Genomic DNA, 23,291 nt, shown 5'->3' on the forward strand with positions numbered 1-23,291 from the left:
GGTTTATTAACGGCCCATGGCCCGCGCCGCATCAGCGGTGTACTGATCGGCGGTGAATTTGCCTTCGTTCAGAACCGCCCCTTTTTTGGTCTCGTTCGTCATGCCGTAACCGGTGTACTGGCCCGAGTTCAAGTCCATGAAGAACTGCGAACCTGCCTGCCACGCGCTCATGTCCGGGTGGTAGTAGTAATTGATCATGGCGTGCTTCCACAGCTGCCCGCGGGCATCGTAGTTATCGGCCATCACCGAATGCCAGGTGTCCTCGTCAATGAACAGCACGCGCTTGCCATAGACGTGACGGTAGCCTTCCTTCAAATCGGCTTCGAGCACCCACACACGCCGCAACTCATAGCGCATGTAATCCGGGTTCGGGTGATTGACGGTCAGCAAGTCGGCGTATTTGGCCGTGCCCGCGTTGGCCTTGTAGGCATTGGCCGGGATGTACATCTCGCGCTTGCCGACCAGTTTCCAGGTGAAACGCTCCGGCGAGCCGTTGTACAGGCGATCTTCGTCCACCGTCATGGTGCCGTTGGTGCCAATCATCGGCTGGTCATAGCCATACCCCGGCAACTGGCGCACGCGGCGGGTCGAAGGGCTGTAGGTCCAGGCCTGACGCGGGTCGGTCTTGAAGTTGTAGGGCTCGTGGGCAATGTTGATCACTCCATTGTCCCGTGCAGGCTTGAGGGTGGTGTTGTTGGTATAGGACTGCAGTTTGTCTTCGGTGCGCGGTTCCACGGTCGGTGAGTTGGCGGGCGACAGCCCCTTGCCGTAGGCACGGCCCCAGCCAATGCTGCCGTTGGGCAACACCGAGGCCAGGTCACTGGTTTTGTCTTCTGTCCAGGCGCGAGCCGGCAATTGGTGATTCCACAACAGCTCCATGCCGCTCTTGGGAATCGGGAACGGGACTTGCCCCAGCCCTTCGATGCCCATGCCGTCATCCACCAGCTTGGCATTCAAGGCGTTGCTCATGGCGCGGCGGCACACGTAGTCGGGGTAACGGAAATCGCGGTGGCCGGGGTAGATGTTCATCTTGTAGGTGGTCGGGTAGCGCTTGAGCAGCGCTTTCTGGCCTTCGGACAGTTGGTCGGCGTACTGCGCCATATTCTGCGCGGTGATCACCAGAATCGGTTTTTCGTCAGCGTAAGGGTCGACCGGGTGGTCGCCGGAGAATTTGACGTGGTTCCAACCGGGCACCTCCCCCAGGTACTTGCCGGTGTAGGGCGGGATGGTCCCCGCGGCGTTACCGGCCTTTTCGGCGCCGACACAGGTCAGCTCCTTGCCCAGTTTGGCCGCTTCTTCGGGGGACACCTGGGCCAGTGCGGCACTGATCGCCAGTCCGTTGACGATCAGGGTGGCTGCGAGCATGACGCCTGTTCTTGTTATTTTCATGTATTGCCTCCTACGCGAGTAAAGCTTGCTGGGGGTGTGGTGCCATTCTTCGCCATCTGCAGCCGGACACATCGTCCACTAAGACTAATCAGGCGCTGAGCAGCTGCGTCTTGAGCACGCCCTTTAGGGTTTTGCCCGACGCGTTGCGTTCAAACGGGGTGTGCTGCACGTGAACCCGCGCCGGCACTTTGTAACTGGCCAGCCGCGCTGCCATGAAGGCCTTGAGTGCCTCGCTATCCGGGGCTCTGCCCGCCTCGGCGCGCACAACCAGCAGCACCACTTCACCCAGGTCGTCATCGGGCATGGCCAACGCCGCCGCTTCGATCACGCCGGGCATTTCGCAGGCGCATGACTCCACTTCCGCCGCTGAAATTTTTTCGCCGCCGCGATTGATCAGGTCTTTGGCGCGGTCGGTGATGTAGAGGAAGCCTTCCTCATCCAGCCTGCCGATGTCGCCGGTGTCCAGCCAGCCGTTTTGCAGGGTCTGCGCGCTGGCCTCGGGCTGGTTCCAGTAGCCACTCATCAACGTCGGCGAGCGCAGCCAGATCACCCCGCTGACGCCCGTCGGCACGGGTTGGTCGGGGCTGTCGCCGATGCGCACATCCACGATGGGCAGCGGCCAACCGGCGGCGGCCGGTTTATAGACGAACTGATCGCCCCCAATCGCCGCGCCGATGCCATTGCTTTCCGTCAGGCCATAGCCGCTGCCGCCCACGGCCTCGGGTTTACGCTGGGTCAAATGCGCCAGCAGGCTGCTGGACGGGGCCGCCCCGCCCAGACCGAGGCCAAACAGGCTGCGGGTATCGGCAGTGCCGAAGCGCGGTGATGTCAGCAGTTGCTGCATCATCACCGGGGCACCGTTGAACTGGGTGCATTGCTCATCGCGAATCAGATCGAGGGCGGTTTCCACGTCCCACTTGTACATCAGCAACAGCCGCCGACCGCTGCGCAAGGCCAAGAGGAATTGCGCATGCAACCCGCTGACATGAAACAGCGGCACCGCCATCAACGTGGTGGGCGCATAGCCGCTGTTGATGACCACGCTGATGCGCTCGGGGGAACTCACCGCGCAAAACGCGCCCTGAAACTCCAGCGCCACCAGCGCCTGACACACTGCGCGGTGGGTCGAGAGCACGCCTTTGGCCAGACTGGTGGTGCCCGAGGTGTAGAGAATCAGCGCCGGATCATCGGCCCCGACCCTTGCTGGCGGGACGCTCACGAGCGGTTCAGCGAGCAGGTCGTCGAAGCGGTGGCAATGCGCTTGCAGTGGCGAGCCCGCAGACATGCCCACCACCAGCGTTGCGAGCCTCTGTGCGCTCAGGTCGTCGGCCAGCAACTGCAACCGTGGTGCATCACACACCCACACCTGAGCGTTGCTGTCTTGCAGGCCATGAAACAGCTCATCGCGCAGGCCCCAGCTATTGAGCGGCACACACACCGCACCGCAACGCTGGATAGCGGCAAACGCCACCAGCCAGGCCGGTTGATTGCGCATGGCGATGGCCACCCGATCGCCTGGGCGCACACCAAAACGCTGCACCAGTTGCCCGGCCAGACGGTCCACCTGATCGAAAAACTGGCTGAAGGTCAGCCGCTGCTGTTCCCACACCAAAAATTCGCGGTCCCCGTGTACCCGCCCGCTGTCGATGGCCGCCCACACGTTGGCGGCGGTGTGGCGAAAATACTTGTGACCGCTGCCCGGGGTTTCCAGCACTTCATAGGGCGAGCCCGGGCCGATTAATTGCTGCCAGGCGCCCTGCCATTGCTCAAGTTTCATCTTGTTATTCTCCAGACGTTAACCGCCTATGGCTGACTCAGGCGGGCGCGGATTCCAGCGCGGCGTAGCGCTCGCAGTGGAAGTCGGCATCCCCCAGACAGGCCTGGGCCACGCGGATGCGTTTCAGAAACAGCCCCACATCCAGCTCATCGGTCACCCCGATGCCACCGTGCATCTGCACCGCTTCATTGGCCACGCGAACGGCCATGGAGCCGGCTTTCCATTTGGCCAGGCTTGCCAGCCGCTGACGCTCCACCCCCGTCATGGACGCATCGTCCAGCGCGGCGAGCCCGGCCATGACCGCGCTGCGCGCCAGTGACAGTTCGACATATAACTGCGCCGCGCGATGTTGCAGCGACTGGAACGAACCGATCGCCACATCGAACTGGACACGGGTCTTGAGGTAGTCGAGGGTCATCTCGAAGAGCTTTTCCGCCATGCCCAGCAGTTCCGCCGCCAGGCACACCCGGCCACGGTCAAGCACGCGGGTGAGCACGGGCCCGGCAGCCCCAGCCTCCCCCAGCAACGCTTGCGCGCCCAGGCGCACTTGGTCCAGACGCACTTGCGCATGGTTGCGCGAGTCAATCAGCGGCAAGGCGCTGACCGTCACGCCCGGCGCATCGGCGGGCACCAGAAACAGGCTGATGCCCTGTTCGGCGGTGGCCTCTTCGGCGGTACGCGCCACCACCAGATAGGCATCAGCCCCCACTCCGTCGATGACAAAGTACTTATGGCCGTTGAGCACGTAACCGTCGCCCTCGGGCCGCGCGCTCACATTCACGCTCTGCGGGCTGTGCCGCGGGCGCTCGTCCAGGGCCAGGGCCAGACGCAGCTCGCCACTGATGACCGACGACAGCCAGCCGTCCTGCTGCTGCGGGCTGCCCAGCAGGTGCAGCAACGAGCCGCTGAGCACCACGCTGGACAACAAGGGCGAGGCGCTGAGGTTATGGCCGATGGATTCGAAAATCGGCCCCAGCCCCATGCAGCCAAAATCCAGCCCGCCGAGGTTTTCCGGAAACGGAATCGCACTCCAGCCCAGCGCCACCGCGTCTTGCCACAACTGAGTATCGAACCCGCAGGCACGGTGCTCATCACGCAGGGCGCGTTGCAGTGACACCGGGCTGCGCGCCGCCAGAAACTCGCGGGCGCTGTCGGCCAGTAGCCGTTGTTCTTCGCTATAAAGCAGAGTCATGGTGGGTTCCTTACTTCACGTCAGGCAGGCCGAGGACCCGCTTGGCGATGACATTGAGCTGGATTTCCGAGGCGCCGCCCGAGATGGTCAGGGCGAAACTGTTCAACCAGCCGCGAGTGATGGCCTGTTGCTGCGCACTGAACGCCGTCGCGTCCCAACCCAGCGCCTGATAGCCCATCACATCCAGCAGCACCTCGAACTTGTCGCGTTCCTGTTCGGTGTGCACCAGCTTCATGATCGACATCAAACCGCTGACGTCTTGCCCGGCCCGGGCTTCTTCGCCCATGCGCTGCACGGTCAGGGTGTAAGCCTGCTCATTCATGGCGCACGCGACCGCGCGCGCCACCAGCGCCTGTTCACCCAGGCCTTGGGCGTCGGGCAGGTATTCGTGCACCAGCGGCAACAGATGAAAATGCGTCGGCAAACTGAACTCGCCGAACTTGGACATGGCTTTACGTTCGTGTTGCAACAGGCGCTTGGCCAGATTCCAGCCGCCATTAAGCGGGCCGATCAGTTGGCTTTTCGGCACTTTTACGCCGTCGAAAAACACTTGGCAGAAGGCGGATTTGCCGCTGATCAAATCAATCGGTGCGACGCTCACCCCAGGGCTTTGCATGTCGAGCACGATCAGGCTGATGCCCGTGTGTTTGCTCGCCGCAGGATCGGTGCGCACCAACGCGTACATCCAGTCCGACTTGTCGCCGTAGGAAGTCCAGATCTTGCTGCCGTCCACCACAAAATGGTCGCCCGCGTCCCGCGCCGAGGTTTTCAGGCTGGCCAGGTCCGACCCCGCATTGGGTTCGGAAAACCCCTGACACCAACGCACTTCGCCCCGGGTCATGGGGGTCAACAGCGCTTTTTTCTGTTCTTCGGTGCCGAACTCCAACAGCACCGGGCCCAGCATCCAGATGCCGAGGTTGATCTGTGGCGGGCGGCATTTGAGGCGGCGCAGTTCACTCTCCAGCACTGCGTTGTATTCCGGGCTCAAGCCACCGCCGCCGTATTCAACCGGCCAGTCGGGGCAAAACCAGCCTTTGTCGCGCATGCGCTCAAACCAGACCCGGGCGTCATCACCGGGAAACGCCACCTCCCGGCCGCCCCATACCAGTTCCCCTTCCGGGATCGCTTTGCGCTGGGAGGGCGGGCAATTGACCTCAAGCCACCTTCGGGTTTGTTCTCTGAACTGCTCAATCGCGCTCATGTGATTCACCTGTTGATCCTGGGAAACGAACAGCCCTTGCACAGCCTGGCCCCCTGACAGCGCGTCGCGGCTGGCGCGAAGGCAGGCTGTGAAACGGGTTAACGCTGCGTGCGTGGCATGCCCAGGCCGAACTGGGCAATCAGCTCGCGCTGGATTTCATTGGTGCCGCCGCCAAAGGTCAGGGTCACTGAGGCGCGCACTTCGTACTCCAGGTCGCCGTGCAACACGGCAGCCGCCGAACCGCTGCGCACCAGCCCACTGGCACCGACGATGGTGCTCAGCACGCGCAGAATCTCGATCCCCGACTCCGAGCCGTACACCTTGGTGGTGGACGCCAGCGCCACATCCATGCGCTCACGCTCCAGATCGGCAGCGATGCGCAGGTTAATCAGGCGCATGGCTTCCAGCCGTGCATAGCACTCGGCCAGCCCGGCCCGCACCCACGCGGTATCGACGGCCCGCACGCCGTTTTCATCCGGCTGGCGCGCCCACGCCCAGACACGTCGGAACAGGCCCACGACCTTGTCCGACCACGCGCCAAGGCCGAGCCGCTCGTGGTTGAGTTGGGCCGTGATGAGCTTCCAGCCGCCGTGCAACTCGCCCACCAACATGTCCTGCGGCACGCGCACGTTGTCGTAGTAGGTCGCGGCCGTCGGGTTGCTGGTGGTCGGGATGACCGTGGTCGAAAAACCCTCGGCGCGGGTGTCGAGGATCAGGATCGACACGCCCTTGTGCCGTGGCCGCTCAGGGTCGGTACGCGCGGCCAGCCAGATGTAATCCGCCGACTCCGCGCCCGAGGTCCAGAGCTTGTTGCCATTGACCACGAAGTGATCGTCCTCCCGGCGCGCCGAGGTTTTGAGCATCGCCAGGTCGCTGCCGGCCTCAGGCTCGGAATAACCGATGGCGAAGATGATTTCCCCGGCCGCGATGCCCGGCAAAAATTTGGCTTTCTGCGCCTCGGTGCCGTACGCCATTAACGCCGGGCCCACGGTGCTGATGGTCACGAAAGGCAGCGGCGCCCCGGCGATGTTGGCTTCTTCGAAAAAGATGAACTGCTCGGTCGGGCCATACCCCTGACCGCCGTGTTCCTTGGGCCAGCCCACCGCCAGCCAGCCATCGCGCCCCATCTGGCGGATGGTGTCGCGGTACAGCTGGCCCCCTTCCTTGCCGCGCAATTGTTCGCGCAAGGCCGGGGTCATCAGCTGTTGAAAGTAGTCGCGCACGGTATGGCGCAGGGCATGTTGTTCGGGCGTGAGGTCGACGAACATAAATAACTCCTTAGGCTGCGCCGAGAATCAAACCGCTGGTGGGCACGCCCGTACCGGCGGTGACCAGCACGTTGTGCACGTCATCCACCTGGTTGACCGCGCTGCCCCGCACTTGCCGTACCGCTTCGGCCACGCCGTTCATCCCGTGGATATAGGCTTCGCCCAATTGCCCGCCATGGGTGTTGATCGGGAACTTGCCGCCACGGGCATGGTGCCCAGCGCGGATGAACTCCTTGGCCTGGCCCCGCTCGCACAGCCCGAACTCTTCGAGTTGCGGCAGTACAAACGGCGTGAAGTGGTCGTAAATAATGGCGGTTTGCAGCGCCTCCGGGCCCAGCCCTGACTGGCGATACAGCTCTTTGGCAACCACGCCCATTTCCGGCAGCCCGGTGATGTCGTCGCGGTAAAACGACGTCATGATCTGCTGGCCCGACGTGATGCCCTGGGAACCGGCCTTGATCATCACCGGTTTCTGGCGCAGGTCTTTGGCGTACTCGGCCGAGGTGATGACCATGGCCACGGCGCCATCGGACTCCTGACAGCAATCGAGCAAATGCAACGGCTCGCAGATCCAGCGCGAGGCCTGATGCTCCTCCAGGGTGATCGGCTTGCCGTAAAAGAACGCCGCCGGGTTGGTGGCGGCAAAGTCGCGCACGGCCACGGCCACGCGACCGAAATCTTCCGAGGTGGCGCCATAGGTGTGCATGTAGCGCTGGGCGAACATCCCGACCCAGGACGCTGGCGTGTGCAGGCCGTGGGGCATGTACCAGCCGTAATTGACGTTCTCGAAAATCGGCGTGGACGCAAAGCCATAGCTGCCGCTGCCAAAGCGGTACCACGAACGCTCGTTCATGGCGCGGTACACCACGACCACCTTGGCGACCCCGGTGGCCACGGCCATTGCCGCGTGCATGATCGGTGCGCAGGCCGCGCCACCGCCGTGGGGCACCTGGGAGAAAAACTTGACGTCTTTGCAGCCCAGCAAGCGGGCGATTTCATACTCGGGCACTTTGTCCACCGAGTACGAACTGAACCCCTCCACGTCGGCGGGGTTAATGCCTGCGTCTTTGAGGGCCGCCAACGTGGCTTCCAGCGCCAGGCGCAGTTCGGTGCGCCCGGAGTTTTTCGAGAATTCGGTGGCGCCCAGACCGACAATGGCGGCGCGCCCGGAGAGTGACGATTGCGACATGTGAACTGCCTCCCGCTGTCAGGGCAAAACCAGCGCGACCGTGCCGGTCACGTGGTTGCCCATGGAATTTTTGCCGCTGAGGGTGATTTCAACCGTGCGCGTGGCCGCGTCTTGATGGCTGACTGCGCCGTTGAAAGTCATGCAGTCGCCGGGGTAATTCGGTGCCCCCAGCTTGATTTTCAGTGACGCGAAACGCGCCTGCGGGCCTGCCCATGCTTCGACATAACGCTGCACCAGACCGTTGGTGGTGAGGATATTCATGAAGATGTGCGGCGAGCCCAGCGCCTGCGCCGCTTGCAGGTCGTGATGGCCGGGGAAGTAATCGCGCGTGGCAATCGCCCCTCCGGTAATCAGGCCCACGGTGATAGGAATCGCCATTTCCGGCAGGGTCTCGCCGGGGCGCACGTCGTCAAAGCGCTTGGTGTTCTTCGAGGTCATATTTCCATCCCAGCGTGTCGTGGTGGCTCAGCCAATGGCCGAGGCGTTCAAGGCTGGCGGCCGAACCGCCCAGCGCATTGCCCAGGGCCCGGCTCCAGTAGAGAAAACGGTGCATCGGGTACGTCAGGTCGACGCCAATGCCGCCATGTACGTGTTGCGCGTTATGCCCGATCAGGTGCCCGGCTTCGCACGCCTGCCAGGCCGTGGCCAGCGCTTCGGACGGCGCCGGCAGGCCCGCATCGAGGCGGTAACACAACTGCCAGAGGCAACTGCGCAGGGCTTCGAGGGCAATGTGGGCATCGGCCATGCTCATTTGCACCGCCTGAAAACTGCCGATGGCGCGGTCGAACTGACGCCGCTCGGACACGTATGCCACGGTGCGCCGCAACTGCTCGGCACTGACCCCCAGTTGCAAGGCGGCCAGCGCTGCCGTGGCTCGGGGTTCGAGCCATTGCAGGGCCGCGACCGGCAGCAACTGCGCGGCACTGAGGCTCACCCCCTCAAGGTGCAGGTCAGCGATGGCCTCGCCGTGGGTCATGCGCCCCGGCACGTGCTTGATGCCCTTGGACGCCAGTTCGATCCAGGCCAGTCGCGGTTGCCCTTGCGCCATGACCGGCAACAGCGCCGCCTGCGACTGTTCGGCCAATGCCAGTGCCGACACCCGGCCATTGACCCGCCAGCCCCCGGCATGGGGGGTCGCGTGCAACTGCACCCCGAGGGCGCTGTGCAACCCGCCCAGGTCCAGCGTCAGCAACGCCCGTCCGGCCGCCGCCTCCGTGGCCCAGGCCTGTAATGAGTCATCACCGAAGCGCGCCAGCGTGGCCGCCGCCAATTGGTGGCGCCACAAGGGGACTTGCCCCAACGCCTGGCCTTGCGCCTGCAGCACCTGCATCAGGTCGGTAATGCCCAACCCGCTGCCGCCCTGCGCTTCGGGGATGGCCAAGGCTTGCAGGCCGGTCTCTATGCACAGTTCCCACAACGGTTCCATGTAAGCCTGGTGACCGGTATCGAACTGGCGCAAGCGGTCGTCGGTGCAATAGTCGGCAAACACACTGCCGGCCATGTCTGCGATCGCGTGCTGATCGTCTGTGAATTCGAAATCCATACGCGCCCCCTTACTCGGCCACAGGCCGGAACAGCGGCAAGGTCAGCTCGCCGTCAAAGGTCTGGAACTCCAGCTGCACGGGCTGGCCGATGCGCAAGTCCTCGCGCGCGACCCCGGTCAGCCCGGCCACCATGCGCACGCCCTCTTGCAGCTCGATCAGGCCAATGGGATTGGGATGATCGAACGGCGCGACTTCGGGGTAATGCATGATCACGAACGAGTACAGCTGCCCGCGGCCGCTGGCCTGCACGCTGTCCCAGTCAAAGGAATGGCATTCGATGCACACCGGCGCTGGCGGATGGCGCAAGGTCTGGCACTGGGTACACCGCTGAATCAGCAACGTGCCCGCGTCGCAGCCTTCCCAGAAAAACCGCGTGTCGTCGCTCATGCCCGGCTTGGGGCGTTTGGCCACCGGTGCAGCGTTCGCGTCAGCCGGGGCTTGGGGCGCGGTTTGCGGGTGCGCCGGGCGGAACTTGAAGACGCGGAACAACAGCTCCCCGACGGCTTCATCACCGCTTTTATGCTCGACGAAATACTGCATCACCAGCGTGACGAAAAACCCGGTGCCCAACCCTGTGGTTTTCTCGTCGCCGACTGAATCCAGGCGCGTGGTGTAGTAGAGCTTTTCGCCGGGACGCAGGTTGCGATTGAAGGTCAGTTCCGAGTTCACCGCCACCACGGACGGGTACCCGTAGGACTCGATCAGCTTGAGCACTTCGTAAGGGTTTTCGGTGGTTGAGCCCGGCGGGTAATGGTTGGCGTGAAAGCCTTCCATGCACCACACCTGCAACATCGAGGGCGGCGCTACCAGCCCGTCCTGATCACTGTTGGCCGCAAAGGCAGGGTCGGTGTACAGCGGGTTGTCGATGCCCATGATTTCGCACCACTGGCGAATCATTGGGGCGTTGACGTCGTCCCAGGCGTACACGCGACCATATTCGCGCCCCACCAGGGCGCGCACGTCGGTTAGCAATTGAGAATCAGCCAAGTTCGTCTCCTGCGGGATGAGCGCGGCAACCGGCGGGTTGCCGCAAAGGGTCGATCAATGCCCGGCGTTCTGCGCAGCACCCAGAAAGGCCGGGCGTTCGCCACCACCGTGCAACAACAGGTTGCAGCCGCTGGCATACCCGGCCATGGGCGAGGCGATAAACAGGCAGGCGTTACCAATGTCTTCGGGCACCGCCATGCGCCCGGCCGGGATCCCGGCGCTGACAGCGGCCACGCCCTGTTCATCGCCGTAATGCAAATGCGATTGCTCGGTGCGCACCAGCCCCGGACTGACGGCCACCACGCGCACCTTGGGCGCCCACTCCACCGCCAGCGATTGCACCAGCGCCAGCACCCCGGCCTTGGCCGCGCCATAGGCCGCCGTACCCGGTGACGCCCGCAAGGCGCTGATGCTGCCGATAAACACGATGCAGCCGCCGTTAGCCTGCTGCTGCATCAAAACGTTGGCCTGTTGCGCCACATTCAGGGGCGCAATCAGGTTCAGGCGAATGATGCCCTCATGAAAACGCGGCGAAACGCTGGCCGCCTCCGCCGCAGGGCTGCCACCGGCGTTGTTGACCAGCACATCCAGATGCCCGAAGTCAGCACGGATGCCCTCGAACAGGGCCTTGAGCGAGTCCGGGTCACGCACATCGCAGGCCATGAAGATCGCCTGCGCCCCGCCCGCTTGCGGCAGTGCTTGAGGCACGCTGCGGCCACACACAATCACCCGCGCGCCAGCCTGCAAAAAGCGGCACGCAATACCGGCGCCGATGCCTTTGGTGCCGCCGGTGATCAGCACCACCTTGTCGGTGTAATCGAGTCCTGAACAGTGGCCCATGAGGTGCTCCTTTTCTTCTGATGGAGCCACTCTAGGGGCTTATTCGCGGGGGCTCGTCGTCTGAACGGACGATGAAGCCGCGCCCCGCCGACGCAACACTTCAGCGCACGCTGCACTGCCAGCCACCGTTTATGAGGACCGCCATGTCAGCCCCCTCCACCGACCCGGTTTTGCTCCAATTCCCGAGCCCGGGCGTCGCCCTGTTACGGCTCAACCGGCCCCAGGCCACCAATGCCCTGAGCCTTGAATTACAGGCCTTGCTGTCGCGCTATTTCGTGGCGCTGGCCGACAATCCCCAGGTGCGCTGCATCCTGCTCACGGGCGGCGAGAAGGTGTTTGCTGCCGGCGGTGACATCAACAGCATGGCCGGGGTCGGCCCGATCGAGATTTATCAGCGCCACACCGAACGGCTATGGGCGCCGATCCAGCACTGCCCCAAGCCGGTGATCGCTGCGGTGTGCGGCTACGCCTATGGCGGCGGCTGTGAGCTGGCGATGCTGGCAGACATCATCGTCGCCGGGCGCGGGGCAAAATTTTGCCAGCCGGAAATCCGCATCGGCATCATGCCGGGCATCGGCGGCACCCAGCGGCTAGTGCGGGCCGTGGGCAAGGTCAAAGCCATGCGCATGGCCTTGACCGGACAGCCCATCAGCGCCGAAGAAGCCTGGACGGCCGGGCTGGTCAGCGATCTGGTGGACGATGATCAGGTACAGGCCTATGCACTGGAGATTGCCCGGCAGATTGCCGCGATGCCCCCGCTGGCCGCCGAGCAAATCAAAGAAGTGATTCTGGCCGGGATGGACGGGCCGCTGGAGACCGGCTTGGCACTGGAGCGCAAAGCCAATGCGTTACTGTTTGCGTCGCGGGATCAGAAGGAAGGCATGCAGGCGTTCATCGAAAAACGCGCCGCACAGTTCGAAGGCAAGTAAGGCCGAGCCTGCGCCCACCTCCAGGGGGGGCACAGGCTGGCGGTGCAATCACTCAAGCACTCACGGCACTGCGCAGCTCATTCTTCGCCACTTTGTTCGACGCATTGACCGGCAGCGCCTCAAAGAACCGCACCTGCCGTGGCACTTTGTAGTTGGCCATGTGCGTGCGCGCCCATTGGATCAGCTGCGTTTCATCCAGCGACTGGCCGTGGCGCAGCACCACACAGGCGCAGCCCACCTCCCCCATGCGCTCATCGGGAATACCGATCACCGCAACCTGTGCAACTGCCGGGTGCTCCAGCAGCCCGGCCTCGATTTCGGCCGGGTAGCAGTTGAAGCCGCCCACGATGAACATGTCTTTGAGGCGGTCGGTGATGCGCAGGTTTCCCGCGTCATCCAGCACGCCAATGTCGCCGGTGTGCAGCCAGCCTTCGCGGTCAATGGTCTGCGCGGTTGCCTCGGGGTCTTCGAAGTAGCCTTGCATCACATGAAAACCGCGCAGGCAGATCTCGCCCGTGCTACCCGCTGGCAACGCGTGGTTTTGCGGGTCGCGAATGCTCACCTCGGTGCCGGGAATCGCCCGCCCGCTGGTCCCGGCGATGGTTTCGGCCGCGTCGTGCGGGTCACAGAGGGTCGCCAGGCCGCCGCACTCGGTCAGCCCATAGGCCGTGGTGACGACAGCAAACCCCAGTTCATGGCGCATGCGCTCAATCAGGATCGGCGGAATCGTGGCCGCGCCCGTCACCGCAATTCGCAGGCTGGATAAATCGGTCTCAGCCAGTTTGGGGTGGGCGAGCATCGACAAGTACAGCGTGGGCGGCCCCGGCAGCACGTTGATCCGCTCGGCGCCAATGCGCTGAAACACCGCTTCGGCGTCAAACACCGCGTGCGGCAAGATGGTCGCTCCGGCCAGCAGGCAGGTCAGCCAGCCCGCCTTGTAGCCAAAGGCATGGAAAAACGGATTGATCACCAGATAACGGTCGCCCGCCTGCAAGCCAATCACCTTCACGTACTCGCTGAAGGCGCGCAGGTTTTGCCCGTGGGCGCTCATCACGCCTTTGGGTTTACCCGTGGTCCCGGAGGTGAACAGCAAGTCGCTCAGGTCGGTGCTCTGCACACTGGCCGCTCGCGCCTGCGCGAGGGTTTCACTGACCGTCGCGCCCTGGCTCAGGAACGCGGGCCAGCCCAGGTCGCGCTCACTGGCGACCGGTGGTTGACCCAGCAGGATCAGCTGCTCAAGGCTGGCCGGACGATGCGGGGCAAGCATGGCCGGGTAATCAATGCCCAGAAAGCTCGGCTGCACAAATAGCACGCGACTGCCGCTGCGCTGCAGGATGTCGGCCGCCTCGTTGCCTTTCATGCGGGTGTTGATCGGCACCATGACCGCTCCCGCGCAATGGATACCGAGTGCGGCGAGGATCCAGTCCCGGCCATTGGGTGCCCAGATCGCCACCCGGTCGCCCTTCTCGATGCCCAGCGCCATCAGGCTGCGGGTTACGGCCAGGGCCAGTCGGGGCAAGTCCCGATAGTCCGTGCACTGCCCATCTTCTTCAATGGCCGTGCGCCCGGCATGCTGTTGCGCCGCTTGCTGCAACAAGTGTGGGATGGAGCGCGGCAGGTTCGGCGTGGCGTCCCGCAGGGGGTCATGGCTGGAATTCATCGGTCACTCGTCTGGCGAATTATTCGGGGAAACACACGCGTAACTGTTCACTGCGCGGGATGGACTGGCAGGCCAGCACCCAGCCTTCACTGAGTTCCTGCTGATCGAGGGCCTCGTTGCGCAGCATCTCGACCGCGCCGCGCTCGACCGCACACATGCAGGTGGCACACGACCCCACCAGGCACGAACTGGGCGGGCTCAACCCGGCGCGCTGCATGGCGCTGAGCAGGGTTTCGCCCTCGGCACACGGCAGCTCGAACTCTTCGCCGTCGAGGCGTACCGACAAGTGGCTGCTGACGCCCTCGGGGTTCACGGCGGGCAACACGGGCACGCTGCCTTCTTCGGGCAGCGAGACAAAGCGCTCCACGTGAATGCGCCCGTGTGGCATGCCCAGCCCTTGCAGGGCACTGACGGCGGCGTCCATGAAGGGGCCGGGGCCACAGATAAACGCCTGGGCATGGGCCCAGGGACGGGCGATTTCGGCCAGTTGCGCCACCGCCGGAATGCCTTGCACCGAATCCAGCCAATGAATGACCTGCAGCCGTTGCGGGTGGGCGCTGGCCAGGGCCTTCAACTCGGCGGCGAAGATCACCGAGGCTTCATCGCGATTGGCGTAGATCAGCAAGATCCGCCCGCTGCCGGTAATCAGCGCCGTGCGCAGGATCGACAGCACGGGCGTCACCCCGCTGCCGCCGCCAAACAGCACAAAGTCATCGTCAAAGTGGCGTGGCACAAAGGCCCCTGCTGGCGCGAGCACGTCCAGGTGATCGCCCTCGCGCAGGTGCTGGCACAACCAGTTGGAGGCGCGGCCGTCACGCACCTGCTTGATGGTCACGCGCAGCGGTTCATCGTGCAGCGGCGTGCTGGACAACGAATAACAGCGCGGCAACCAACGGCCTTCGAACGGCACGCGCAGGGTCAGAAACTGGCCGGGTTTGTAGGTGAACTGCTCGCGCAGCGCGGGCGGCACGTCAAACACCACAGAGCGGGCGTCCGGGGTTTCGGTGATGATGCGCGCAACGCGCAGGGCATGGTAAGCGGGTGTGTTCATGTCAAATACTCATCCCAGGCTGGCAACGTCGTGCGCGAAAGACCGCGCCTGCGTGCCGATCGCCACGGCCTTGCCGGCGCGGCGACCGGAAAACACACAATCGGCCAGCGACAGGCCGCTGATGTACAAGTGCGAGGCGATGCCGATGGCGGTTCGCCCGGCGCTGTACAGCCCGGCAATGGGCTGGCCGTGGCCGTCCAGTACCGCGCCGGTGTGCTCGTCCACTTTGAGGCCGCCCAAGGTCAGCGCGCCCAACGGAAACACCGGGTTGCTGACGCTGATGTCACAGGCATAGAACGGGCCTTGGTCCAGCACCTGACGGCTGCCCGGCGATTTGCCAAACGCATCGGGCGCCGTGCCGCGCGCCCCTGCGTTGTAGGCTTGCAAGGCAGCTTCCAGCGTGGCGCCGTGCATGCCGCAGGCGGCGGCCAGTTGCGACGCATCGCGACCCTTGCGCACCTTGAGCAGCATCAACGCCAGCGCTGGCAACGCCTGAAACCACCAGTAACCGTCAAACAGCGCCTGACGAATCGCCTGCTTGCGCAAGCGTGCGTCCAGCACCAACCAGGCCTTGCCGCCCTGCTCTTCGCACAGCGGCTGGCCGAGGGTGGCGCCGTAGACTTCTTCGTTGCAAAACCGGCGGCCTTCGGTGTTGACCACAATGCCTTTGGGCCAGCAAAACGGCGGGTTGATAAAGCGCCAGGCCGACACCCGGCTCAGGCGGTCACTCTGCGCGCCTACCGATTGCCCCAGACGCAGGCCGCTGCCATCGCAGCCGGTGGCGCCGACCTTGAAGTTGCGGCGAAATTTAGGGGCATGTTCGCGGATCAGGTCGCGATTGAAGATGAACCCGCCCGTGCTCAGAATCACGCCCTTGCGCGCCCGTATCAGCACCGGCCGGGCATGCTCGCGTTCCAGTTGACTGACGGTCTGGCGCAAACGGTCGCAATACCCAGGGGCGAAGTTCTGCAGGCGCTCAGCCCGTGCCGCCAGGCGGGCATGTTGCCGGGCCTCGCGCGAGCCGGTCGGCAGGCGCCACAGTTGGGCACCGATCACGCTGCCCGCGTCGTCGATCACCAGACGCCGGGCGGCCGCTTGCAGCAACGGCTGGATCCCGGCGCGCAGGCAAGCGTCTTGCAGGTGGCCATACAACACTGCTCCGCATTGGCCCTTGCCCACCGTGCGATGGCCGCGTGGCGCTGGCGCTTGCGGGCCGCTGTGGGAGGGCACCAGCTCGTTGCCGGAGTAATACAGGAAGTAGCCATCGGACGGGTACGAGGTCTTGCCGCCCGGTGGCACGCTGTGGGCGTACGTTGCGCCGTGGCTTTCGAGCCAGTTCAGGTTGCTGACGCTGTCGGCGCAGAATTGGCGCAGGGTGTCGTCGCGGATGACGCCCCCGGTTTCGTGTTTCAGGTAATCGAACATCGCTTGCGGGCTGTCATCGAAACCGGCCGCCCGCTGTTGCCGGGTGCCGCCGCCTGCGTAGACCACGCCGCCGCTCTTGGCGCTGGCCCCGCCGCCGGTGAAGCGGTCGGCAACGATCACCTGGGCGCCGTGGGCACGGGCTTCGAGCGCGGCACACGCGCCCGCTGCGCCCCAGCCAATCACCAGCACGTCACAGCTGTCGTGCCAGGCATCCTCGGCCACGTCGCCCGCGCGCAGGGGCGCGAGGATGTCGGTGTTGCTGGTGTGTTGCGCGGCCGGGCGGCTCATACCGCCGCCTCGGCTTTGGCCGCCGACGCCACCGGCGCGTGGCGGGCGATGTGATGGGCGGCGATGTAGCCGAAGGTCATGGCCGGACCGAGGGTGCCACCGGCCCCCGGATAGCTAGTGCCCATCACCGACGCCGAACAGTTGCCAATGGCGTACAGCCCGGCAATCGGCTGGCCATCGGCACGCACCACTTGGGCGTGTTGATTGGTCAGCAGGCCGCCTTTGGTGCCGATGTCGCCCGCGTCCAGGCGCATGGCGTAAAACGGGCCTTTACGAATCGGGGCCAGGCACGGGTTGGGGGTGATGTTGCTGTCGCCGTAATAGCGGTCAAAGACGTTGCCACCCCGGGCGAAGTCCAGGTCTTCACCGGTCTGGGCGTAGTGATTGATCTTTTGCACGGTATCGCCCAAGCCCTGGGCATCGACGCCGATTTGCGCGGCCAAGGCCTCCAGGCTGTCGGCTTTCCAGTACACGGTGTTGAGCCACTCTTTGCGCAAGCGGCTGTCAGGCGCCACTTGGGCGGGCATCAACGGGCCCATCGCGTAATGGAAACGGAAGTGCCCGTCAAAAATGACCCACGCGGGCACCGAACGCCCGCCGGTTTTGAGGTTGTCTTTGTACATGGCATCGACAAATTCAAGGTACGGGGCCGCTTCGTTGACAAACCGGTGGCCGAGGCTATTAACCACGATGGCGCCCGGAAACGCCCGCTCGGCAAACACCCCACGGGGTTTTTCTTCGCCGGGCACGGCAATGGTCGGCGCCCACCAGGCCCAATCCATCAAGGCCGTGGCAGCCCCGGCCTTGAGCCCCGCTTGCAACGCAGCCCCGGTGTTGTTGCCCGGTGGCGTGGCGCTCCAGCTGGCACGGGTCGGTTGCGGCAAGAACTGCTCGCGCAAGGCCTGATTCTGTTCAAAGCCGCCCGAACCAAAAATCACCCCGCGCCGCGCCTTGAGCGTCAGCACGTTGCCCGCGCTGCGGACTTTAATTCCGGTCACGCGCTGATCGTCGACCAGCAGCTCTTCAAAATCGGTGTTCAGCCACAGCGGCACGTTGCGGTCCATCAGCGAGCGGCGCAGTGACGCCACCAGCGAGCTGCCCAGCGCCGCGCGGCGATCGAATTTGCTTTTACGGCGCCATTTGAAATCCAGTTTGTAGCGCGCCATCAATTTGAAAATCAGCCACTGCCAGCCAAAACTGCGGGCCATGGCGGTGTGCGCGTCCCGTGCGGTCCAGGCGATGCGCCCCATCAGCAAGGTGGACGGCGACGGCTTACGCAGGTTCGCCAGCTCGTCACCCAGCAGGCTGGTGTCGAACAGCTCCGGGTCCAGCGTGCGCCCACCCGGCAAGGCGCCGGGCAGGTGCGGGTAATAATCGGGGTATTTTTCCGCCACCGCATACCGCACGCGACTCGTGTGCGTCAGTGCTTTGATCATCGGCGCGGCATTGTCCAGATAGGCCTGCAGACGCGCCTCATCGCCGTGTTCACCGGTCGCCGCCTTGAGGTATTGCATCGACAGCTCGGGGCTGTCGTGCCCGCCTTTGGCTTTGAAGTAATGGTTGTTGGGGATCCAGATGCCGCCGCCAGAGATGGCCGACGTCCCGCCATACTGGTTACTTTTTTCGACAATCAGCACCGAAAGGCCCTGATCGGCGGCGAACAGGGCCGAGGTCATGGCGCCGGCACCGGAGCCGACCACGATCACGTCATAGCTGGACTGAGACTGAACTTGAGCCGTCATTGTTGTTGTGCCATCCGCTGAGGTCTGAAATTCATGCTGACGTCACGCCCGCCACTGCCGTGAGCATTCACGGGCAGCGACGGGCGCGGTGCGGTCAACGCGTGGGAGCCGATTAGACAAACGGGTCGGCGTTGGGCAGGCCCAGCTGCACCAGCCCGTAACTGCGCCGGTAAGCCGCCTCGTTGTTGGCGATGTGCCCACGCGCTTGATGCAGGTCGCGGAAATACCGCGCCACCGGGTTGCCGCTGTACAGCCCCGAAGCCGCCATGCACCGCAGCAGGTCGCTGGCGCGGTCGGCGCACACGTTGGTCACGTGGGACGACTGATAGCGGTACAACAGGCGCGTTTCGACATCCGGGTACTGGCCCGCTTCGGCCAGCGCCAACAAGTGCCCGTAGTTGCGCGCCAACACCAGTTTCAGAGCATCCACGGTGATGATCGCTTCTGCCACGGCGGCTTGCGCGGCCGGGTCTTCGGCGGTTTTGGCGCCATGCTTGCCGATGTGCCCGGCGGCGTTGTCGCGAAATGCGTTGATCGCCCCTTGCAAGGCTCCAATGGCCGAGGTCGAGACCGCCCGGGCAAACACCTGGGCGAACGGGATCGAGTACATCGGGTTGGTGTTGATCAAGCGGCCGGGGGTGGCTTCGACGCTGTAGTTGTTGGTGCGCTGTACGCGGTGGGCAGGCACGAAAACGTCTTCGACCACAATGTCGTGACTGCCGCTGCCGCGCAGGCCCAACACGTCCCAGTTCTGTTCAATCCGGTAATCGCTGGCCGGAAGCAAAAAGGTCCCATGCTCGGTGGGGCCGGTTTCGTCTTGCGGCACAATGCCGCCGAGGAAACACCACTGCGCGTGTTGGCTGCCACTGGAAAACCCCCAGCGGCCGCTGACCTGATACCCGCCTTTGACCGGCGTCACCTTGGCCACCGGCATGTAGGTGGAGGCCACCAGCGCCGCGCTGTCTTCGCCCCACACGTCGCGCTGGGCCTGTTCCGGGTAGCGGGCCAGTTGCCACGGGTGGACGCCCATCACGCCAAACACCCAGGCCGTGGACATGCAGCCTTCGGCCAGGATCATCTGGATTTCAAAGAACGTGCGAATGTCCACTTCGTGACCACCCCACGCCTTGGGCTGCAAGGCGCGCAGCAAACCGGCTTCCTGCAAGTCGCGCACTGTGGCATCCGGCAGTTTGCAGTCTTTGTCGGCCTGGGCCGAACGGCTTTGCAGGGCCGGGATCAGGGTGCGTGCGCGTTCCAGCAGCTCAAGCTCTATCGGACTTTTCACTCGGGTCGGGTCCATCTTTGGTTCTCCGTCAGTCTCTCGCTGCGCGAATGCGCGGGCGGTCTGTGACGAATAATCCGGCCTGTGACGGCGGCCATCATCGTCAAAGCGGACTAGCCCCAACCCCGTTGTGGTTTAATTGCCGCCTTTTTTCAGCCTCCGTGTTTCAAGGATCTGCCCCATGCCGTCGACTGCCCCCACCCGCGTCCTGATCATCGGTTACGTGTGGCCGGAACCGCGCTCGTCCGCGGCCGGTGGGCACATGATGCAAATCATCGAGAGTTTTTTGCAGCAGGGCTGGCACATCACGTTCAGCAGCCCCGCAGGCGTGGGCGAGCACAAGGCGGATCTGGCGGCGCTGGGGATCGACGAGGTCAGCATCGCGCTGAACAACAGCAGTTTCGATACCTTCATCCGGGAACTGGCGCCGGACATCGTGCTGTTTGACCGTTTCATGATGGAGGAACAATTCGGCTGGCGGGTCGAGAAACACTGCCCCCAGGCCCTGCGGGTGCTGGAAACCTCAGACCTGCAAAGCCTGCGCGACGCCCGCCATCAGCAGCTCAAGGCACGCCTCAAGCACGACAGCGACCCGGACGATTTCAGCGCGCTGTTCGCCCCTGCCCCGCATGCGATCTTCGAGCACATGGCCGACACCGACCTCGCGCAGCGCGAGCTGGCCGCGATTTACCGCAGCGACCTGAACCTGATGATTTCCGACTACGAGATCGACTTGCTGGTGGAGCAGTTTCACGTCCCCAACGCCTTGCTGCACCTGTGCCCGCTGATGGTCGATGGCGTGCCCGAAACGTTTGTGCCCTACGCGCAGCGCCAGCACTTCTTGAGCATCGGCAACTTTCGCCATGCGCCGAACTGGGACGCGGTGCTGTGGATGAAAACCACGGTCTGGCCGCTGATCCGACAGCAACTGCCGGATGCCCAGTTACACATTTATGGCGCTTATACCCCGCCCAAGGCCACCGCCTTGCATAACCCGGCCCAGGGCTTTCATGTCCTCAACTGGGCCGAGGATGCCCTGGCGGTGATGCGCCAGGCGCGGGTCTGCCTGGCGCCGTTGCGCTTTGGTGCAGGCATCAAGGGCAAAATCGCCGACGCCATGCTGTGCGGCACCCCCAACGTCACCACACCGGTGGGTGCCGAGGGCATGCACGGTGACTTGCCATGGGCCGGGGCCATTGCCACCTCGGCCTCCGCACTTGCCGCCGCGGCCGTCGAGTTGTACCGCAACGAGGCCGCGTGGCAGCAGGCTCAAACGCATGGCCGGGCATTGCTGGATGAGCGCTATCAGCAGCGCGTTCATGGCCCGGCGCTGGTGCAGCGTATCGAGGCCTGTCGTGCTGACCTTGAGCGTCATCGTCGCCAGAATTTCACCGGGGCCATGTTGCGCCATCACCATCACAAAAGTACGCAATACATGGCGCAGTGGATCGAGGCCAAAAACCGCTCACTCTAACGGCGTGATCCCCCACAAGGCTTGCAGCGCGGCACTGAAGGACGGCGCCAGCACGCGATTGCCGTGGCCGCTGAGGTGGTTGGAATCAAAGAACAGCGGTTTGCCGTTGTTGCGGTCATAGGCCGAGCACACGTCCGTCGGGCACAGCACCGGGAACGGGTCCCACACCGCCAGCGCGGGGTGCTGTTGTTGCAGGCGCGCCAGCAAGGCCAGTTGAGGCGCGCGCAAACGCTGCAACGTACGGCGAAACACCGTCAGGCCGGGGGCGCACACCGGGTTCATCTGGTTGAACCAGTCGGAACAGCGGCTCGGCGCGGCCTTGAACAACGGCTTGGGCGCTTCGACCAACACCTGCACGTCAAGCGCGTACAGCCTGCTCAGGGTCGCCAGCGCCGAGGCTTGTGCGGCCTGTTGCTCACGCTCGATGGCCGCCAGCAACTCATTGACCACCGCCTCTTCACCTTGGGCCCAGTCGAGGCCATCAAGCTCGGGCATGCGCAGCGAAGGCAGAAACACGATGTCGCCGGGGCGCGCACGGGCTGCAATGTCCTTGAAGTCGGCTTCGCGGCGTTCCGCGCAACGGGCCGTGTCACCCGCGATCAGGGTCAGCACCCCGCAGCCGCCCCGCTCGTATTCAATGACCTCAATGCCCAATTGCAAGGAGATCCACTTGAACAGGGTGCGGTAGGCCGCGGCATGCGAATCCCCCAGCACAAACAACTGCCGGTTTTGCAGGCGTGGGTCTTCAATTTTTGGCACAGGCTCTCTGGGCCAGTGGCGGTACGCATGCCAGGTGTAGCTGTCGCGGGTCTGGCTCAGGGAGAGAAATTCGGGCGTGCGCGTGATGGCCACCGCCATGAGGGCGCACAGGCCAACTGCGGCACCGCTCAGGGCCACCGTGCGCAGCGGCGTACGCAGCCATGCCGACGGGTTGGCGCGCACCGGCCGTTCGATCCAGTGATAGGACGCCGCCGCCAGCGCAAAGACCAGCAGCGGGTACAGGCACTGCACCCACAGCAGTTGCAGGCCTGTGGTCCATTGAAAAAACACCCTGACCGGCCAATGCCACAGGTACAGCGAGTAAGACAATCGACCGAGATAGGTCAGCGCGGGGCTGCCCAGCGCACGCTGCAACGGCGAGGTGGTTTCAGGTGCGGGCAGGATGATCCCGGCCAGCATCAAAAGCGTGCCCGCCACCGTGACCAGTGCCCACGGGAATGGAAACGGGCCCGGCCGGGCGAGCCAGAAACTGCCGAGCAGCAAGACTGCCCCCGCTATCAAGGCAGCATGCGGCAGTGCCCCCGAGGTCATGACGCCGCGCCGAGCGCCAATGGCCTGGAACAGCATGGCCCCGGCTGCCAGCTCCCAAAAGCGTCCGGGCAGCAGGTAAAACGCCGACAGCGGCGCAGCGGTGGACTGGATCGCGCAAATCAGCAGGGACGCCGACGCCAGGCCGGGCAGCAACGCCCGTGCCAGCCAAACCCGTGAGCGGTAACGCAGCCACAGCCAAAACAGCCCCGGGAACACTAAATAGAACTGTTCTTCGACCCCCAGTGACCAGGTGTGAAGAAACGGGTTGAGGTCGCTGCCGGGGGAAAAATAGGTCTGCGTGTGCTGCGCCAACACGACATTGCTCAGCCCCGCAAACGCCGCAAGGCCGGTGCGATTGAAGTGATCGCTGAGCCAAAATTGCGGCATGAACAGGGCAGACAGCACAAAACTGACCAGCAGCACACACAGCAAGGCAGGCAGGATGCGCACGCAGCGGCGGCGATAAAAATCGGCCAGGCAGGCCCCTAACCCGTCTGACGAGCGCTCACTCAGGGACTGGCTGATGACATACCCCGAAATCACAAAAAACATGTCCACCCCGACAAAACCGCCGGGCAGGACATTCAGGTAGCCGAGGTGAAACACAATGACGGCCAGCACCGCAATGGCCCGCAGACCATCAATGCCGGCAATGTAGGCGCAAAAGTGTCGGGGCATGGCATTACCTGCTCGCGCGATGGATTAACCGGGCGAACAGTAACGTCGCGTTACCTTATGAGCA

Annotated in this window: 18 protein-coding genes; 2 read left to right on the forward strand and 16 right to left on the reverse strand. The window is 64.2% G+C overall.

Annotation, left to right across the window (positions count from 1 at the left end):
- Positions 1-6 precede the first annotated feature (6 nt).
- From IF654_RS11975 to IF654_RS12020, 10 genes are all read right to left on the reverse strand, one after another.
- A complete protein-coding gene (locus IF654_RS11975; protein ID WP_418889544.1) occupies positions 7-1,389 on the reverse strand; it encodes a DUF1329 domain-containing protein in 1,383 nt (460 codons plus the stop codon).
- A gap of 88 nt (positions 1,390-1,477) precedes the next feature.
- A complete protein-coding gene (locus IF654_RS11980) occupies positions 1,478-3,166 on the reverse strand; it encodes a class I adenylate-forming enzyme family protein (RefSeq protein WP_194862429.1) in 1,689 nt (562 codons plus the stop codon).
- A gap of 37 nt (positions 3,167-3,203) precedes the next feature.
- Positions 3,204-4,358, reverse strand: coding sequence for an acyl-CoA dehydrogenase family protein (locus tag IF654_RS11985; protein ID WP_194862428.1), 1,155 nt, complete (start codon positions 4,356-4,358; stop codon positions 3,204-3,206).
- Between the two features lie 10 nt (positions 4,359-4,368).
- Positions 4,369-5,559 (reverse strand): acyl-CoA dehydrogenase family protein, encoded by a 1,191-nt coding sequence (locus tag IF654_RS11990; RefSeq protein ID WP_194862427.1) that lies wholly within the window; start codon positions 5,557-5,559, stop codon positions 4,369-4,371.
- Positions 5,560-5,657: 98 nt separating this feature from the next.
- Positions 5,658-6,827, reverse strand: coding sequence for an acyl-CoA dehydrogenase family protein (locus tag IF654_RS11995; protein ID WP_047276752.1), 1,170 nt, complete (start codon positions 6,825-6,827; stop codon positions 5,658-5,660).
- Between the two features lie 10 nt (positions 6,828-6,837).
- A complete protein-coding gene (locus IF654_RS12000) occupies positions 6,838-8,016 on the reverse strand; it encodes a lipid-transfer protein (RefSeq protein WP_047276750.1) in 1,179 nt (392 codons plus the stop codon).
- Positions 8,017-8,034: 18 nt separating this feature from the next.
- Positions 8,035-8,454, reverse strand: a complete 420-nt coding sequence (locus IF654_RS12005; RefSeq protein WP_094987634.1) for a MaoC family dehydratase — start codon at positions 8,452-8,454, stop codon at positions 8,035-8,037.
- On the reverse strand, positions 8,426-9,559 hold the full coding sequence (locus IF654_RS12010) for an acyl-CoA dehydrogenase family protein (protein WP_194862426.1): 1,134 nt from the start codon (positions 9,557-9,559) through the stop codon (positions 8,426-8,428). Before IF654_RS12010 ends, IF654_RS12005 begins: the two co-directional genes overlap by 29 nt.
- 10 nt (positions 9,560-9,569) lie before the next feature.
- On the reverse strand, positions 9,570-10,547 hold the full coding sequence (locus tag IF654_RS12015; protein WP_048377238.1) for a bifunctional MaoC family dehydratase N-terminal/OB-fold nucleic acid binding domain-containing protein: 978 nt from the start codon (positions 10,545-10,547) through the stop codon (positions 9,570-9,572).
- Between the two features lie 54 nt (positions 10,548-10,601).
- The gene (locus tag IF654_RS12020) at positions 10,602-11,387 is read right to left on the reverse strand and encodes an SDR family oxidoreductase (protein ID WP_194862425.1); all 786 of its coding nucleotides are present in this window, start codon (positions 11,385-11,387) and stop codon (positions 10,602-10,604) included.
- Positions 11,388-11,530: 143 nt separating this feature from the next.
- Here IF654_RS12020 and IF654_RS12025 point away from each other — a divergent pair, with 143 nt between their 5' ends.
- A complete protein-coding gene (locus IF654_RS12025) occupies positions 11,531-12,316 on the forward strand; it encodes an enoyl-CoA hydratase (RefSeq protein WP_194862424.1) in 786 nt (261 codons plus the stop codon).
- Between the two features lie 52 nt (positions 12,317-12,368).
- Here the strand turns inward: IF654_RS12025 and IF654_RS12030 are convergent, their stop codons facing one another.
- The 5 genes from IF654_RS12030 to IF654_RS12050 all read right to left on the reverse strand — a co-directional run bounded on the left by IF654_RS12030 (position 12,369) and on the right by IF654_RS12050 (position 19,782).
- Positions 12,369-13,976 (reverse strand): FadD3 family acyl-CoA ligase, encoded by a 1,608-nt coding sequence (locus IF654_RS12030; RefSeq protein ID WP_083333623.1) that lies wholly within the window; start codon positions 13,974-13,976, stop codon positions 12,369-12,371.
- 19 nt (positions 13,977-13,995) lie between these two features.
- Complete coding sequence (locus IF654_RS12035; RefSeq protein ID WP_194862423.1) at positions 13,996-15,027, reverse strand: ferredoxin--NADP reductase; 1,032 nt, start codon at positions 15,025-15,027, stop codon at positions 13,996-13,998.
- 9 nt (positions 15,028-15,036) lie between these two features.
- Complete coding sequence (locus IF654_RS12040; protein ID WP_194862422.1) at positions 15,037-16,740, reverse strand: FAD-binding protein; 1,704 nt, start codon at positions 16,738-16,740, stop codon at positions 15,037-15,039.
- Positions 16,737-18,482: an FAD-binding protein gene (locus IF654_RS12045; RefSeq protein ID WP_169859509.1), complete on the reverse strand. Its 1,746-nt coding sequence runs from the start codon at positions 18,480-18,482 to the stop codon at positions 16,737-16,739. Before IF654_RS12045 ends, IF654_RS12040 begins: the two co-directional genes overlap by 4 nt.
- Before the next feature lie 112 nt (positions 18,483-18,594).
- Positions 18,595-19,782 (reverse strand): acyl-CoA dehydrogenase family protein, encoded by a 1,188-nt coding sequence (locus IF654_RS12050; RefSeq protein WP_047274606.1) that lies wholly within the window; start codon positions 19,780-19,782, stop codon positions 18,595-18,597.
- A gap of 163 nt (positions 19,783-19,945) precedes the next feature.
- On the opposite strand from IF654_RS12050, the gene IF654_RS12055 reads away from it, so the two are divergent.
- A complete protein-coding gene (locus tag IF654_RS12055) occupies positions 19,946-21,238 on the forward strand; it encodes a glycosyltransferase (RefSeq protein ID WP_194862421.1) in 1,293 nt (430 codons plus the stop codon).
- Here the strand turns inward: IF654_RS12055 and IF654_RS12060 are convergent.
- Positions 21,230-23,227 carry an acyltransferase family protein gene (locus IF654_RS12060; protein ID WP_194862420.1) on the reverse strand — a complete coding sequence of 666 codons (1,998 nt, stop codon included), beginning with the start codon at positions 23,225-23,227 and terminating at the stop codon, positions 21,230-21,232. The two genes, IF654_RS12055 and IF654_RS12060, sit on opposite strands and share 9 nt — an antisense overlap.
- Between the last annotated feature and the right edge of the window lie 64 nt (positions 23,228-23,291).

The organism is Pseudomonas lundensis, from assembly GCF_015377145.2.
Classification (GTDB): domain Bacteria; phylum Pseudomonadota; class Gammaproteobacteria; order Pseudomonadales; family Pseudomonadaceae; genus Aquipseudomonas; species Aquipseudomonas lundensis.